The organism is Aeromonas sp. S11(2024) (assembly GCF_041402345.1).
Classification (GTDB): Bacteria; Pseudomonadota; Gammaproteobacteria; order Enterobacterales; family Aeromonadaceae; genus Aeromonas; species Aeromonas veronii.
In genome coordinates this window covers 21,812-36,867 of record NZ_JBGLRC010000017.1, presented here as the reverse complement: position 1 = coordinate 36,867, position 15,056 = coordinate 21,812, and the positions used below count along the sequence as shown (strand labels likewise).

The following is a 15,056-nucleotide window of genomic DNA, read 5'->3' as shown; positions in this document are numbered from 1 at the left end:
CCGTATGTTTTCCAAGTTCTTCATAGAACGCCCCATCTTCGCCAGCGTGATTTCGATCATTATCGTGCTGGGCGGTTTGGCGGCGATGCGGGCGCTCCCCATCGAGCAATATCCCCAGATCACCCCGCCAGTGGTCTCGGTCACGGCGTTTTATCCGGGCGCAACCCCGGAGGTGATCTCCCAGACCGTGGCAGCGCCGCTGGAGCAGCAGATCAACGGCGTCGAGCGGATGATCTACATGCAGTCGGGGTCGGCCTCCAACGGCCAGATGAACCTCAACGTCTACTTCGAGATCGGCACCGATCCGGATCAGGCCACCATCAACGTCAACAATCGGGTTTCGGCCGCCATGGCCCAGTTGCCGGAAGAGGTGAAAAAGCAGGGGGTGACGGTCAAGAAGAAATCGACCTCCATCCTGCAGGTGGTTACCCTCCAGTCGCCGAACGGCTCGTTTGATACCACCTATCTGTCGAACTACGCCCTGCTCAACATCATCGACGAGCTCAAGCGGATTCCCGGCATCGGTGATACCACCTTGTTTGGCGGTACCGACTATGCGATGCGTATCTGGCTGCGGCCGGATCGACTGGCCCAGCTCGAGCTCACCCCGAGCGACGTGATTGGCGCCATTCGCGAGCAGAACACCCAGTTCGCGGCAGGCAAGATCGGTGCCCAGCCCACCACGGCCCCCATCGACTTCACCTACACGGTGCAGACCAAGGGGCGCCTTGAGGATGTGAAGGAGTTCCAGAACATCATCGTCCGCTCCATGCCCGATGGCTCCAAGATCCGGGTCCGCGATGTCGCCCGGGTCGAGCTGGGGGGCAAGGATTATGATCTGGTGGCCCGCGCCAACGGCAAACCGGCCATCGGTATCGCCACCTATCTGCAACCGGGCGCCAACGCCGTCGCGGTTGCCGATGCGGTACACGCCACCATGGAGCGACTCAAGGAGCGCTTCCCGCAGGATATCGAGTACCAGATCCCCTACGACACCACCGAGTTCGTGAAGATCTCCATCGAAGAGGTGGTACACACCCTGTTCGAGGCGATCGTACTGGTGTTCGTGGTGGTCTATCTGTTCCTGCAAAACTTCCGCGCCACCCTGATCCCCTGTATCGCGGTGCCGGTGTCGCTCATCGGGACCTTCGCCGGCATGCTGGTGCTCGGTTTCTCCATCAACCTGCTGACCCTGTTCGGCATGGTGCTCGCCATCGGTATCGTGGTGGATGACGCCATCGTGGTGCTCGAAAACGTCGAGCGGATCATGAGCGAGAAGAAGTGCTCCGCCAAAGAGGCTGCCATCCTCGCCATGCAGGAGGTCTCCGGTCCGGTGGTCGCCATCGTGCTGGTGCTCTGCGCCGTGTTCCTGCCGGTCGCCTTTATGGGCGGCATGACAGGGGTGATGTACAAGCAGTTCGCCATCACAGTCGCGGTCTCGGTCGCCATCTCCGGTCTGGTGGCACTGACTCTCTCTCCGGCCCTCTGTGCCGTGTTGCTGAAAGAGGGACACCACAAACCGGCCCGCTTCTTCGTCTGGTTCAACGAAAAATTTGACCAGCTGACCCGCGGCTATGTGCGGGGTGTGGCCTTCCTCAACCGTCGGGTGGGGGTCGCCTTTGCCATTATCGCCGTGCTGATCCTCTCCATCTACGGCCTCTTCCTGAAAGTGCCGGGCGAACTGGTACCGAACGAAGATCAGGGCTACCTCATCTCCGCCGTCATGCTGCCGGATGCCGCCGCGATGAGCCGGACCCAGGCGGTGGCGGATCAGTTCGACAAGATCGCCATGGCCAACCCCCATGTGAAAGATGTGATCACCTTCTCGGGCTTTGACATTCTCTCCAATGCCATCATCAGCAACAGCGGCATGACCTTCATTACCCTGAAGGACTGGAGCGAGCGTCAGGGGGTCGAGCAGGACTCCTTCTCGCTGGCCAAGACCTTCCAGGGCTTGAGCCTGATGGGGCTGGCGGATGGCTTTGTCGCCTCCTTCAACCCGCCTCCCATTCAGGGGATGTCCACCACAGGTGGCCTTGAGGCCTATCTGCAAAACCGTGGCACCGGCAACGCCCAGGCCTTCTCCGGCGAAGTGCAGCGCTTCCTTGAAGCTGCCAAGGCGCGCCCGGAGTTTGCCAGCGTCACCAGCACCTACCGCGCCAACGTGCCACAGGTCTATCTCGACCTGGATCGCGAAAAGGCCAAGGCGCTGGGGCTGCCGATCAACGCGGTATTCGACACCATGCAGGCCACCTTCGGTCAGGTCTATGTCAACGACTTCAACCAGTTCGGCCGTACCTACCGGGTGCAGTTGCAATCCGAGGCAGACTATCGCGCCAAGAAGAGCGACATCCGCAACGTCTATGTCCGCTCCGACAAGGGGGAGATGATCCCGCTCAGCAGTCTGGTGACGGTGCGTGATGCCACCGGCCCCGAACTGGTCGAACGCTTCAACATCTTCCAGGCCGCCAAGATCATGGCCCAGCCCGCCCCCGGCTACAGCTCGGGTCAGGCCATCGCCGCGCTGGAAGAGGTTGCTAATGAAGCTCTTGGCAACGACGCCAAGCTGGAGTGGACCGGCTCCGCCTATCAGGAGAAAGCGGCCGCAGGCAGCGCTGGCATGGCCTTTGGTTTCGGTATCGTGATGATCTTCCTCATTCTGGCCGCCCAGTATGAACGCTGGAGCCTGCCGTTTGCGGTGATCACCGCGGTACCGTTCGCCCTGTTCGGTGCCCTGCTCGCCACCTGGCTGGTGGGGCTGACCAACAACGTCTACTTCCAGATCGGGCTGGTGACCCTGGTGGGCCTTGCCGCCAAGAACGCCATCCTGATCGTGGAGTTCGCGGTGATGAAGCACGAAGAGGGGATGAGCCTCATCGAGTCGGCACTGGAGGCGGCACGCCTGCGTTTCCGCCCCATCGTGATGACCTCGCTCGCCTTCATCCTCGGCTGTGTGCCGTTGGTCACCTCCAGCGGGGCCGGTGCGGCAAGCCGTCACGCCCTCGGCTGGCCGGTCATCGGTGGCATGCTGGCGGCCACCTTTATCGCCATCTTCTTTATCCCGCTCTTCTTCCGGCTCATCATGAGAGGATCGGAAAAGCGCGCCAAGCAGTAACGCTCTCCCCAGGCGTTCCACCGATAACAAACTACCCCCGCCCGTGCGGGGGTATTTTTTTGTCTGCGGTGTGCTTCAATGACACACATCGAGACTTTTTTGCACAGGATCCGGATATGCTGGCTCAGCTCTGGCTCGCGACGACCTTGACGACCACTACCCTCTCCGCCTGTGGTCATCACGATTATCCCCCCTGGAACTGGCTGAGCGATGGCAAGATCATCGGCGTTTGTGCCGAAGTCGTCAGTACCCTCTATCAACGGTTGGGTTTCAATGTGGATCTCTCCTATGTGGGCCCCTGGGCCCGCTGTCAGCAGAAAGTGGCGAAAGGAGAGGTCGACATCAATATCTGTGCGCTGCGCAACGAAGAGAGAGCGCACTACTCCCGCTTTACCCGAACCCCCATGGCAATCAATGACATGGCGGTATTCGTGCGCCAACCCGGCAGCCGCTTGCTGCAACGAAGGGAGGATCTGACCGGACTGCGGGGCGCCATGATGATAGGCGTCAGCCTTGGCAGCGAAATGGATGATTTTTTGCAAGCGAATACCCGCATCTACAGGGTCAACTCCCTCAAGCAGGTATTTGGCCTGCTGGCCAGTGACCGGGTCGACTTCGTTCCCTATGGCCGCTCTTCCGGCCGCCTGTTTTTGAGCGAAAATTACCCGGACAGCGGGCTGGCTGATCTGCAGTGGCCACTGCAGCGCGGTGAGCTCTATATTTCTGTTTCACTGCAATCCCCCCATCTTGACACCCTCGAACAACTGGAGTTCATGTTGCAAGCGCCGGGCATGAGTCAATGGATAGACCAGCTGCTGGAGAAATACAGTGACCTCTACCTGCAACAGCAGCGCCAGCAGAAGCCTTGACCTTCTCCTGCGAGCAAGGTTTAGAGTTTGGCAACTTGCCCCCTAAGGATGTCAGGATTGTCACTCACCCAGCTTGCTGCAAGATTGCCCTCTGTTGCTCTGGCCCGGCTATTGCTGGCGCTGCTGCTCGTCTGCAATCTGACCCTCTGCATCAGCTGGCATGGTTCTCCCCTCTCCTCCGAGCCGACCCCAAGCAGCGCCCAGTCGATGGTGATGTTCGATTCATCCATGGCGATGGCGGATGGCGATATCTCTCATGCAATGCCCGCTATGGATCACCCGGGCGATGTCATGCCCCTCTCCTGCCATCAGGGAGACGAGGGGTCAGCCATGGGCGATGAGTGCCAGATGCAGACCGGCGTCAATACTCTCTCCTTCGGCGCGATGACTTTGCTTGGGGTACTGGTCGCTCTGCTGCTCTTTCCCTTGCTACTTGGCAACAACGTCGCAGCGTCACTGCTTGATAACTGGTTGCGGGATCCCTTCCTGCGCTCGCGCGGTACTCACCCTCCCTCCTGGCCGCGCCGACATCTGATGCTGTCGGTGCTGCGCCACTAGAAAGTCCTTCTCTTGCGGCACAAGCAAGCTTCAACTTGCCCGTTCTCTGCCGCCTTGCCTGACCCTGTGCCCCGGCCAAACCGGTCCGCTCACAGGGAGCCGTGCGCACTGATACAGCTGCGCCCCGTTTGCCGCCAGCCCCTTTGGTGATGCCTTGCACCTCACCCGATCGGCGGCCTGCAAAAGAGAAGACGTATTATGTCACCAGCCCACTTTTCACCGTCCAAGGTTGCTGCCTTTGCGGGCGCCTTACCCTCCTGCACTTTCTGCATGCAGATCCGCGCCGGAGGCCAGTCATGAACAAGACCGTCCTGATGTCGGCCCTGCTACTTGCCCTCGGCGCTGGTGGCGGCTACTGGGCCGCCAAACAGACCTCCGATGGCGCAAGCGCCAAAGAGAAGACGCCCCTTTACTGGGTCAACCCCATGGATCCCCGCGACAAGCGCGATGCCCCTGCCAAAGACAACATGGGGATGGACTTTATCCCCGTCTATGAGGAACAAAAAAACGGCTCGCCGGGCACAGTCACCATCAGCCCCGAGATCCAGCAGAACCTGGGGGTGCGGCTCGCCAAGGTGGAGAAGCTCCCCATCTACCAGCAGATCGAGACGGTGGGCTACGTCGGTTATGACGAGGATCGGCTGGAGGCGATCAACGCCCGCATGGCGGGCTGGATCCGCACCCTCGCCATCAAGAGCGAGGGGCAGCAGGTGAGCAAGGGGAGCCTTATTTACGAGCTCTACGCGCCGGATCTGGTCAACGCCCAGCACGAGTACCTGCTGGCACTCAACACAGCCAACCCCCTGCTGCTGCGCGCCGCCGAGGGCAAGCTCAAGTCCCTGCAGGTGCCGGCAGATCAAATCTCAGCCCTCAAGCGCACCCGTCAGGTGCAGGAGACGGTACGCATCTATGCCCCCAGCAGCGGTTATGTCTCCGAGCTGAAAGTGCGCGAAGGCCAGTATGTGGAGCCCGCCGCAGCGCTCTTTAACATCAGCACCCTCAAGCAGGTGTGGGTGAGCGCCGAGGTGTTCGAACGTCAGGCCGCCCAGCTGAAGGTGGGGGACCCGGTCACCATGACTCTCGACTATGCCCCCGGTCGCAGTTGGCAAGGTAAGGTGGATTACCTCTACCCGACACTGGACGCAGCTACCCGCACCCTCAAGGTGCGCCTGCGCTTTGACAACCCGGACGAGTTTTTGAAACCCAATATGTTTGCCAAGGTGAGCATTCGCACCGGGCAGGGAGAGCCGCAATTGGTGGTGCCGAGCGAAGCGGTGATCCGCACCGGCAGTCAGGATCGGCTGGTGCTGGCGTTGGGGGATGGCAACTTCAAGTCGATCGCCGTCACTCTCGGCCCCCAGTTTGGCGACAAGGTTGCCATCAAGGCGGGGGTAGAGGCTGGGGATAACATCGTCAGCTCGGCCCAGTTCCTGCTCGACTCCGAGTCTGCCATCGATTCGGACTTCCAGCGCATGACGGCGGTACGCCCCGCTCAGGTGTGGACCCAGGGCGAGGTTGAAAGCATCGATCTGGCCAACCGTACCCTGATGGTCTCCCACCAGCCCATCCCCGAGTGGCAGTGGCCCGCCATGGAGATGGAGTTCACTGTCGCCGACGGGGTCGATATCAGCAAGCTGGTCGAGGGGCAGACCCTGCACCTGCAAGTGATGCAGGAGGGGGATGAGTACCGCATCACCACCATCCATCAGGAGAAGGCACCAGCAACTGACGACACCGCCAAGCCTGCGGCAGATGAGATGAGCAAGATGGAAGGCATGGACCATAGCCAGCACGATATGGGAGCCAAGCCATGATCCCCTCGATTATTCGCTGGTCAATAGGCAACCGCTTTCTGGTGCTGCTATTGACCCTCATGCTCACCGCCTGGGGGCTCTGGTCGGTCAAGCAAACCCCGGTGGATGCCCTGCCGGATCTCTCCGATGTGCAGGTGATCATCAAGACCTCCTATCCGGGCCAGGCGCCACAGGTGGTGGAAGATCAGGTCACCTACCCGCTCACCACCGCCATGCTGGCGGTACCGGGGGCCACCACGGTGCGCGGCTACTCTTTCTTCGGCGACTCCTTCGTCTATGTGCTGTTTGACGACAACACAGATCTCTACTGGGCCCGCGCCCGGGTGCTGGAGTACCTAAGCCAGGTTGCGCCCAATCTGCCCGCCTCCGCCCGTCCCCAGCTCGGCCCCGATGCCACCGGAGTGGGCTGGGTCTATCAGTACGCGCTGGTGGACAGAACTGGCAAGCATGACCTCAGCGAGCTCACCTCGCTGCAGAACTGGTTCCTCAAGTACGAGTTGCAGACGGTTGAGGGGGTCTCCGAAGTCGCCACCGTCGGCGGCATGGTGCGCCAGTATCAGGTGCGGGTCGATCCGGACAAGCTGCGCGCCTACGGCATCCCGCTCTCCCTTATCGAGACCGCCATCAAGCAGGGCAATCAGGAGACCGGCGCCTCCGTCATCGAGATGGCGGAAGCGGAGTACATGGTGCGCTCCAATGGCTATCTGAAAAGCGTCGAGGATCTGAAGCAGATCCCGCTCGGTACCAATGTGCGCGGTGCCCCGCTGCTGCTGGGGGATGTGGCAGATGTGCTCACCGGCCCCCAGATGCGGCGCGGCATCGCCGAGCTCAACGGTGAAGGGGAAGTGGTGGGCGGCATCATCGTCATGCGCTATGGCGAGAATGCCCAACACACCATAAACGGGGTCAAGGCGCGGCTGGCGGAGCTGAAGAGCAGCCTGCCACAAGGGGTGGAGATCGTTACCGTCTATGATCGCTCCGACCTTATCCAGCGCGCCATCGACAACCTCTCCGGCAAGCTGCTGGAGGAGTTCGCGGTGGTGGTACTGGTCTGCCTGGCCTTCCTGTTCCACCTGCGCTCGTCACTGGTGGTGGTCATCACCCTGCCCATCGCCATTCTGGTGGCCTTTATCGTGATGCATCTGCAGGGGATCAACGCCAACATCATGTCGCTCGGGGGCATCGCCATCGCCATCGGCGCCATGGTGGATGGCGCCATCGTGATGATCGAGAACGTCCATAAACACATGGAGCGGGAGGCGCTCACCGACAAGAACCGCTGGCGCATCATCACCGAGGCGAGCATCGAGGTGGGGCCTGCCATCTTCTTCTCCCTGCTGATCATCACCATCAGCTTCCTGCCGGTATTTGCGCTGGAGGCGCAGGAGGGGCGGATGTTCCATCCCCTCGCCTACACCAAGACCTACGCCATGGCGGCGGCGGCCGCGCTCGCCATCACGCTGGTGCCGGTGATCATGGGTTACTTCATCCGTGGCAAGGTGCTGGCGGAGCAGGCCAACCCGCTGAACCGCTGGCTAAGCCTGGGCTATGTGCCGCTGCTCAAAGCCGTCTTGGCCCGTCCGAAAACCACCCTGGCCATCGCCGCCGTGGTGACGGTGGCGGGCTTCTGGCCGCTCAAGTACCTGGGCTCCGAGTTCATTCCGCCGCTCGATGAGGGGGACATCATGTATATGCCCACCACCGCGGCCAATATCTCGGTGGGCAAGGCGCGGGAGATTTTGCAGCAGACCGACAAGCTCATTCGTACCGTGCCCGAGGTGCAGAACGTGTTCGGCAAGGCGGGGCGCGCAGAATCGGCCACCGACCCCGCCGATCTGGTGATGATGGAGACCAGCATCCAGCTCAAACCCCGTGACCAGTGGCGCCCCGGCATGACCCCGGAGAAACTCAAGGAGGAGCTCGACTCCCTCATCCGTTTCCCAGGTCTCACCAACGCCTGGGTGCCCCCCATCAAGACCCGCATCGACATGCTGGCTACCGGCATCAAGACCCCGGTCGGCATCAAGATAGCGGGGCCGGATCTCAAGGTGATCCAGCAACTCGGCCAACAGCTCGAACAGATCGTTGGCAAGGTGGAGGGCGCCTCATCGGTCTACGCCGAGCGGGTGGCGGGTGGCCGCTACGTCAAGGTGGATATCGACCGGCTCAAAGCGGCCCGTTACGGCCTCAACATCGCCGACGTACAGGCGGTACTCGCCACCGCGGTGGGCGGCATGGAGGTGGGCCAGACCATCGAGGGGCGCGAGCGCTATCCCATCAACCTGCGCTACCCCCAGAGCTATCGCGACTCGGTGGCCAGCCTCGAGCTGCTGCCGGTGGTCACTCCAAGTGGCGCACGCATCGCGCTGGCGGATGTAGCCCGGGTCTATATCAGCGACGAGGCCCCCATGCTGCGCAGTGAAAACGCGCGCCTCAACGGCTGGGTCTACATCGACATTCGCGACCGCGACATTGGCTCCTTCGTCGATGAGGCCCAGGCAGAGGTGAACAAACAGCTGGTGCTGCCGGCAGGCTACGCCCTCACCTGGTCTGGCCAATACGAGTACATGGAGCGGGCCAAGGCGCGCCTCGCCTACGTGGTGCCATTAACCGTCGCCATTATCGTGCTGCTGCTCTATCTGGCGTTTCGCCGCGTTCAGGAGGTGCTGCTCATTCTCACCACCTTGCCGCTGGCGGTGGTGGGCGGGATCTGGACCCTCTGGCTGCTCGACTTCAACCTCTCTGTGGCAGTCGGGGTGGGCTTTATCGCCCTGGCGGGGGTGGCGGTGGAGACCGGCGTCTTGATGCTGGTCTACCTCAACCACGCCTGGGATGACCTGGTGGCCAGCGGCAAGCCGGACAAGGCGGGGCTACATCGGGCGGTGATCCACGGCGCCGCCCTGCGCCTGCGCCCCAAGATGATGACGGTGGTCACCATTATCGCCGGCCTCTTGCCCATCATGTGGAGCCATGGCACCGGCTCCGAAGTGATGCAGCGCATCGCCGCCCCCATGATCGGCGGCATGGTGAGCGCGCTGGTGCTGACCCTCTTGGTGCTGCCAGCGGCCTATTACCTGTGGCGCAGTCGCAGCCTTGGCAAGAGCGCGAACCCGCAATCCGAATAATCCGATTTCACGATCCATATTGACTGAACGATAAGGAAACCATCATGAACTGCAAAACGCTGACCCTGACCCTGCTGCTCGGCCTTGCCACCCAGACCAACCTGCAAGCCGAAGAGATGATGCACCATGAAGGGCACGAGATGAGCCAGACGGGTGAGATGAACGAACAGGGCGCAATGGTGATGACCAAGGGGGTCATTACCCGCCTCGATGAGGGGAGCGGCAAAGTCGGCATCAAGCACGAGGCGATCGAGAATCTCAAGATGCCCGCCATGACCATGGTCTTTCGAGTGGCAGATCCGGCCCAGCTCAAAGGGCTCAAGGTGGGGGATGCCATCCACTTTCATGCCGAAAGCCAGAGCGGCAAGCTCACAGTAACAGCCATCCAGCCGCAATAAACGGCTCTGGCTCGCCGAAAAGGTCACGATAGACAGTGACAACGCAAGAGGGAGGCATCAGCCTCCCTCTTCTTTTGATCAACCTGTTCGTGTGGTCAACCTCTGGCGCGCGATAGCACTCAGCTGCGGGTTGCCAGCAACTGCTCCACATCCTCGATCACCTTGAGGGCCGCCTGCGGGCCGCCGCTGGAGGTCCAGAGCGACCCGTCCACAGCGCCAAAGCGCTTGGCTTTGATCACCGGCAGCTGCTGGAACGCCGGGGTCTGCTCCGCCTGACGCATGGCATCCACCGCATCACCGGTGGCGCTCAGAGTACCGACCACCAGCCAGTCAGCATCCAGCAAGTTGAGGGACTCCAGACTCAGCGCCGGTGAGTGGGGTGCGCCAGTACCCTGCTGCTTGCTTGGGCGTACCAGCCCCATCGACTCCACTACGCTGCTGGCAAAGGTGCCCTGATACATAAAGCTCGGCCCCTTGGGGTTCCAGCGCACTATGCTGATGCTCTCCCCCTGATGCTTGGCCAGCTTGCTGCGGGCCTGAGTCAGCCGCTCGGCATACTGCAGCAAGAAAGTATCCCCTTGCTGGTCGCGGTTGAGGGTGTGGGCGGTGCGGCGGAAGCTATCCTGCCACGGCTCACCCCACTTGCTGGTCACCACGGTCGGCGCGATCTCCCCCAGCAAGGTCAGCAGCTCGGGACGGGTCTGGCCGGTCAGGATAAGGTCGGGCTCCAGCGCAATCAGCGACTCCAGATTGGGGCTGTCGAGATCGCCGATCACCTGGATCCCCATGCCCGCCTTGTTCAGCAAATAGCGGGGCAAGGTGGGTTGACCACGGCCATTGACGGCGCCGATGGGGGTCAGCCCCAGAGTCAGGGTGCTGTCGAGTTCGAGCTCGCTCAGCACCACCACCCGCGTTGGCTGGACTGGCACCTGCACCTTCTGGCCAAACGCATCAGTCACTTCACGCATCTCCTGCGCCTGAACCAGCGGCGCGGCCAGCATCAGGATGGCTGCTGCCAGGGCTGCAAAACGCTTCATCATCTCACTCCTTCATCGTTGCACGGCCCGGATAATCGGCCGCGTGAATACACTCGGTGGGCCCACAGAGCAGGTCCATATGACTCAACTCGCCGAACGCAGGGTGCGGCCATGTTCGTGGCGACGGGGCACGATAATGGGCGCCCCGTCGCCGGGGGCATGCAGAATGTCGACACTGGTCTGGTAGAGCCGGTCGATTAGATCCTTGGTCACCACCTCCCGGGCCGGGCCCATGGCAGCAATGGTCCCCTCGCCGATGGCGATCAACTCGTCACAGTAGCGGGCCGCCATCGCCAGATCGTGGATCACCAGCAGCACGGTTTTGCCTTCGGCAGTGATGTGGTGGATTGCCTCCATCACCTCGGTCTGGTGACCGATATCGAGGGCACTGGTGGGCTCGTCGAGCAGCACCATGTCGCTGTCCTGCGCCAGGATCATCGCCAGCCACGCACGCTGTGCCTGCCCGCCGGAGAGGGACGCTGCGCTCTGCTGCCAGATGTTTTCAAGCTGCATCCGCTCGCAGGCAATACGCACCATGCGGGCATCTTCCTCACCCCACTGATTGAACCAGCCCTGATGAGGGTGACGGCCATACTGCACCAACTGCTCCACCAGAATGCCGGCAGGCAGGGTCGGCCGCTGGGGCAGATAGGCGAGCTCCCGCGCCAGCCCCTTCATGGGGTAGCTGGCGAGCGGCTTGCCCTTGAGCAGGATCTCGCCGCGTTGGGCTTTCATCTGGCCGGATAGCAGCTTGAGCAGTGTCGATTTGCCGCAGCCGTTTGGGCCGACGATCCCCACCAGCTTGCCCCTCGGCACACTGAAAGAGATGTCCCGCAAAATGGGGGTCTGCTGATAGGCGAAGTGGAGGCGATTTACGGTGAGCGTCATCAGTCAGCCCTCTGGCGATCGTTAACAAGAAGAAACAGCAGCAACAGGCCGCCGAGAATGCGGGTCATGATACCGGTCGCCACCTCGTGAGGGCTGGCCAGCACCCGGACCAGGGTATCGCTGGCAAGCAGCAGCAGGGCGCCGCTAAGCGCCGCCAGCCAGAGCGGCACCACCCGGTCTTTCACCAGCCAGGAGGCAAGAATGGGGGCCGCCATGGCGATAAAGACCACGGGGCCGCCGATGGCGGTGCCGAGCGCCGCCACCAGAATGGCCTGGGCCAGAATACCCAGTTGTACCCGATCGCCGTTGATGCCAAGCCCTCTGGCCATCTCGGGACCAAAGCGCAGCACCGCCAGCGAGCGGGAGAGATAGACGATCCACGGGCATAGCAGCAGCAACAGGATGGCGATAGGGGTGATGGTGCTGTAACCCACGGCGATAAAGCTGCCCATATTCCACAGATAGAGGGAGCTCAGGTGCAGCAGGGCCTGGGTGGACATCACAAACTGACCGAGCGCCTCGAACAGCTCGGAGAGGCCGATGCCGATCACCACGAACAGATAGCCCTGCTCACCCGGTTTGCGGCAGAGGGCATAGAGCACCAGCGCCGCGAAGATGGCTCCGATAGGTGCCGCCCACCAGGGCCAGCTGCCCACGGTCAGGTAGAGGGAGAAGACGATGATGGCCAGAGAGGCCCCGTTGTTGACCCCCACCATATCGGGTGTGGCCAGCCGGTTGCGCACCAGCGTCTGCACCAGACAGCCGGAGAGCCCCATGGCCGCCCCCGCCACCACCACCCCAAGGATGCGCGGCAGCCGGATCTTGAACAAGGTGAGCTGCTCAAGCCGGGTCCCCTCCCCCAGCAAGGTGTTGACCACCCCGGCCAAGCCAAGCTTGCCGCCGCCAACGCTCAGGGCCAGCAGAGCCAGCGCCAGCAACGCCATGGCCAGCAGAGCCAGCCAGCGCCAGCTTGGCAGATGGATCAGCAAAGAGCGGTTGCCGGCCCGCAGGCAGAGCATATCGGTAGGTGTACGCATCAGCCCCTCACTTGACGGTCAGCAGGGTACGAAAGCCCCCGCGATGAACGATGGCGATCAGCACAGGCGCACCGATCAGGGCCAGAATGACGCCGTTTGGCAGCTCGAACGGCTGGATCAGCCAGCGTGCCAGAATGTCGGCCAACAGCAGAAACAGCATGCCGAACAGAGCGGAGAAACAGACCTGCACCGACAGCTTTACCGGTTCCACCAGTCGGCCACAGTAGGCGGCCAGAAAGCCGACAAAGCCGATGGGGCCGGCGATGGCGATGGCACTGGCGGTAAACAGGGTGGCGGCCAACAGCACGCCAATTCGCACCCGGTTTGGGCGGATCCCCAGCGCCTGGGCCTGACTGTCCCCCATCTGCATCAGGGTCAGCTGGCGACAGAGCAGCAGGGTGATGACAAACGCCGCCAGCACGAAGGGCAGCACGGCGATGATGGCATCGAGATTGGCCGCCGACAGGGAGCCGAGGTTCCAGAAGCGGTACTGCTCCAGCACCATCTTGTTGGAGAGCAGCAGAAAGCTGGAGAGACCGCCGAAGGTGGCGGAGAGCGCCACCCCGACCAGAATAAGCTTCAGCGGATTGGAGCGGCCAATCATCATGCCTAGCCCCAGCACAATCACGTTGCCGAGCAGCGCGCCGAGGCCGGCCCAGAGCAGATAGCCGTAGGCGGACTCCACCCCGAACCAGGTGAGCCCCACCACCAGCGCAAAGACGGCCCCGGCGTTGACCCCCAGCAGGCCGGGCTCCGCCAGCGGGTTGCGGGTCGCGCTCTGCAACAAGGAGGCAGCCAGAGATAAAGAGGCGCCGACCACCATGGCGCAGAGGGTGCGCGGCAGTCGCAAGGTATTGAGCACCATGGCGAGCTTCTCGTCACTCGCCCAAGGCGCGTCACCCATCAGGTAGCCGAACACCTCGCGGGCACCATAGACGCCGGCCCCGGTGGCGAGCGAGAGGCAAAACAGCGTGCAGAGAAGGAACAATGCCAGCCAGAACAGAGGGGTCTGGTACTTAACCACCCTTTACGACTCCTTGCGTTGGGTCTGACAACATGCAGCCAAACCGACGTGAAAACAGGGCACTCTTGTGTCAACGGAAATAAAAACGCCGCCCGGACGAATACCCAGACGGCGCAATACTAAATGCAAATCATTTTTATTTGCAAGGGTGAATCAGGTATTCTTTCGCATCCGCTTAATTATCCATCACATCGTGACGGGTCTGGTGATAGGCCTCTTCACTCTTGCCCCGGCGCCAGTACGGCACGGCGTAGAGCGACTGGCGATCCACCTCAAGCACTGAACGAAAATGGCGGCGCAGCGGTAGCACCAGCGCCTCTTCCCCACCCAGCCAGAAGAAGCCACCATCGCGCACCAGCGGCAGAGCAATCACATGCTCCAGCAGGCCACTGGACTCGGGCTCGCCGACAAACCAGTGACAGCGCACCCCGACCGGCAGTGTCAACGGCTGAGCATCGGCCTGATCCGGCACCAGAATCGCAATTTCCCCGCTGGCCTCGGCAGGCATCACCTCACACATCGCCATGATGGCGGGCAAGGCGGCGAGATCTCCTACCAGACAGTAGTGATCGGCCGGTTGCAGCATGGGGTTGGGGCCACCCGGCCCGGAGAGGATCACCTTCTCTCCCGGCTTGGCATGGGTAGCAAAGGCGCTGGCGGGCCCGCCGTCACCGTGCAGCACGAAGTCGATATCAATTTCCTGCTCATCACGGCGAAACGCGCGGATGGTGTAGGTGCGGATCACCGGCTTGTCAGCCGGGTCACTCCAGCGCGGGCCGCTCGGGGTCATGGCAGGCAGCACCGGCTCTACCTGATGGGGCTGGGCCAGCATCACCTTGATATGGGCCCCACCGCAGGTAAAGGGATAGTCAGCCAACTCGCTGCCACCAAAGGTGATGCGACACAAATGGGGGGTGATCTGGGTAATGGCTTTGACAGTCAGCAGACGGGGACGATTGGGAGGCAGAGATGGGGACACGATGGGGCTCCTCGTTGAGTGTGTCGCCCATGCTACACGCAAATAGGAATCACTATCAAATAAGATTATTTCTCGTCTAATAGCTACAAGCTGGATTCAAAAATCCCCAACCACTGGCGTCCACACCCCAATCCAGACATAGGCTTTATGCACGCTAGCTCCATGATTGGGCAAAGAAAGCAACCCGACAACGCCATAGTCAAAAAGGGTTC

At 61.8% G+C, this 15,056-nt stretch carries 11 protein-coding genes; 6 read left to right on the top strand and 5 right to left on the bottom strand.

The window, feature by feature from the left end:
- Positions 1-4: 4 nt before the first annotated feature.
- The 6 genes from ACB040_RS14170 to ACB040_RS14145 all read left to right on the top strand — a co-directional run bounded on the left by ACB040_RS14170 (position 5) and on the right by ACB040_RS14145 (position 9,879).
- Positions 5-3,115, top strand: coding sequence for an efflux RND transporter permease subunit (locus tag ACB040_RS14170; RefSeq protein ID WP_371155297.1), 3,111 nt, complete (start codon positions 5-7; stop codon positions 3,113-3,115).
- A gap of 116 nt (positions 3,116-3,231) precedes the next feature.
- Complete coding sequence (locus ACB040_RS14165; RefSeq protein ID WP_371155295.1) at positions 3,232-3,984, top strand: substrate-binding periplasmic protein; 753 nt, start codon at positions 3,232-3,234, stop codon at positions 3,982-3,984.
- A gap of 57 nt (positions 3,985-4,041) precedes the next feature.
- Positions 4,042-4,542: a hypothetical protein gene (locus ACB040_RS14160; RefSeq protein ID WP_371155293.1), complete on the top strand. Its 501-nt coding sequence runs from the start codon at positions 4,042-4,044 to the stop codon at positions 4,540-4,542.
- Positions 4,543-4,838: 296 nt separating this feature from the next.
- A complete protein-coding gene (locus ACB040_RS14155) occupies positions 4,839-6,356 on the top strand; it encodes an efflux RND transporter periplasmic adaptor subunit (RefSeq protein ID WP_371155291.1) in 1,518 nt (505 codons plus the stop codon).
- Positions 6,353-9,481 carry an efflux RND transporter permease subunit gene (locus ACB040_RS14150; RefSeq protein WP_371155289.1) on the top strand — a complete coding sequence of 1,043 codons (3,129 nt, stop codon included), beginning with the start codon at positions 6,353-6,355 and terminating at the stop codon, positions 9,479-9,481. Before ACB040_RS14155 ends, ACB040_RS14150 begins: the two co-directional genes overlap by 4 nt.
- A gap of 44 nt (positions 9,482-9,525) precedes the next feature.
- A complete protein-coding gene (locus ACB040_RS14145) occupies positions 9,526-9,879 on the top strand; it encodes a copper-binding protein (RefSeq protein ID WP_371155287.1) in 354 nt (117 codons plus the stop codon).
- A gap of 119 nt (positions 9,880-9,998) precedes the next feature.
- Here the strand turns inward: ACB040_RS14145 and ACB040_RS14140 are convergent, their stop codons facing one another.
- The 5 genes from ACB040_RS14140 to ACB040_RS14120 form a co-directional block, all read right to left on the bottom strand.
- Positions 9,999-10,916 (bottom strand): iron-siderophore ABC transporter substrate-binding protein, encoded by a 918-nt coding sequence (locus tag ACB040_RS14140; RefSeq protein ID WP_021231222.1) that lies wholly within the window; start codon positions 10,914-10,916, stop codon positions 9,999-10,001.
- Between the two features lie 84 nt (positions 10,917-11,000).
- The gene (locus tag ACB040_RS14135; RefSeq protein WP_371155285.1) at positions 11,001-11,804 is read right to left on the bottom strand and encodes an ABC transporter ATP-binding protein; all 804 of its coding nucleotides are present in this window, start codon (positions 11,802-11,804) and stop codon (positions 11,001-11,003) included.
- Entirely contained in the window at positions 11,804-12,841 is a 1,038-nt protein-coding gene (locus ACB040_RS14130) for a FecCD family ABC transporter permease (protein WP_371155283.1), read from the bottom strand. Before ACB040_RS14130 ends, ACB040_RS14135 begins: the two co-directional genes overlap by 1 nt.
- 7 nt (positions 12,842-12,848) lie before the next feature.
- Positions 12,849-13,865, bottom strand: coding sequence for an iron ABC transporter permease (locus ACB040_RS14125; RefSeq protein ID WP_139433513.1), 1,017 nt, complete (start codon positions 13,863-13,865; stop codon positions 12,849-12,851).
- 175 nt (positions 13,866-14,040) lie between these two features.
- Positions 14,041-14,844 carry a siderophore-interacting protein gene (locus tag ACB040_RS14120; RefSeq protein WP_371155281.1) on the bottom strand — a complete coding sequence of 268 codons (804 nt, stop codon included), beginning with the start codon at positions 14,842-14,844 and terminating at the stop codon, positions 14,041-14,043.
- Positions 14,845-15,056: the final 212 nt, after the last annotated feature.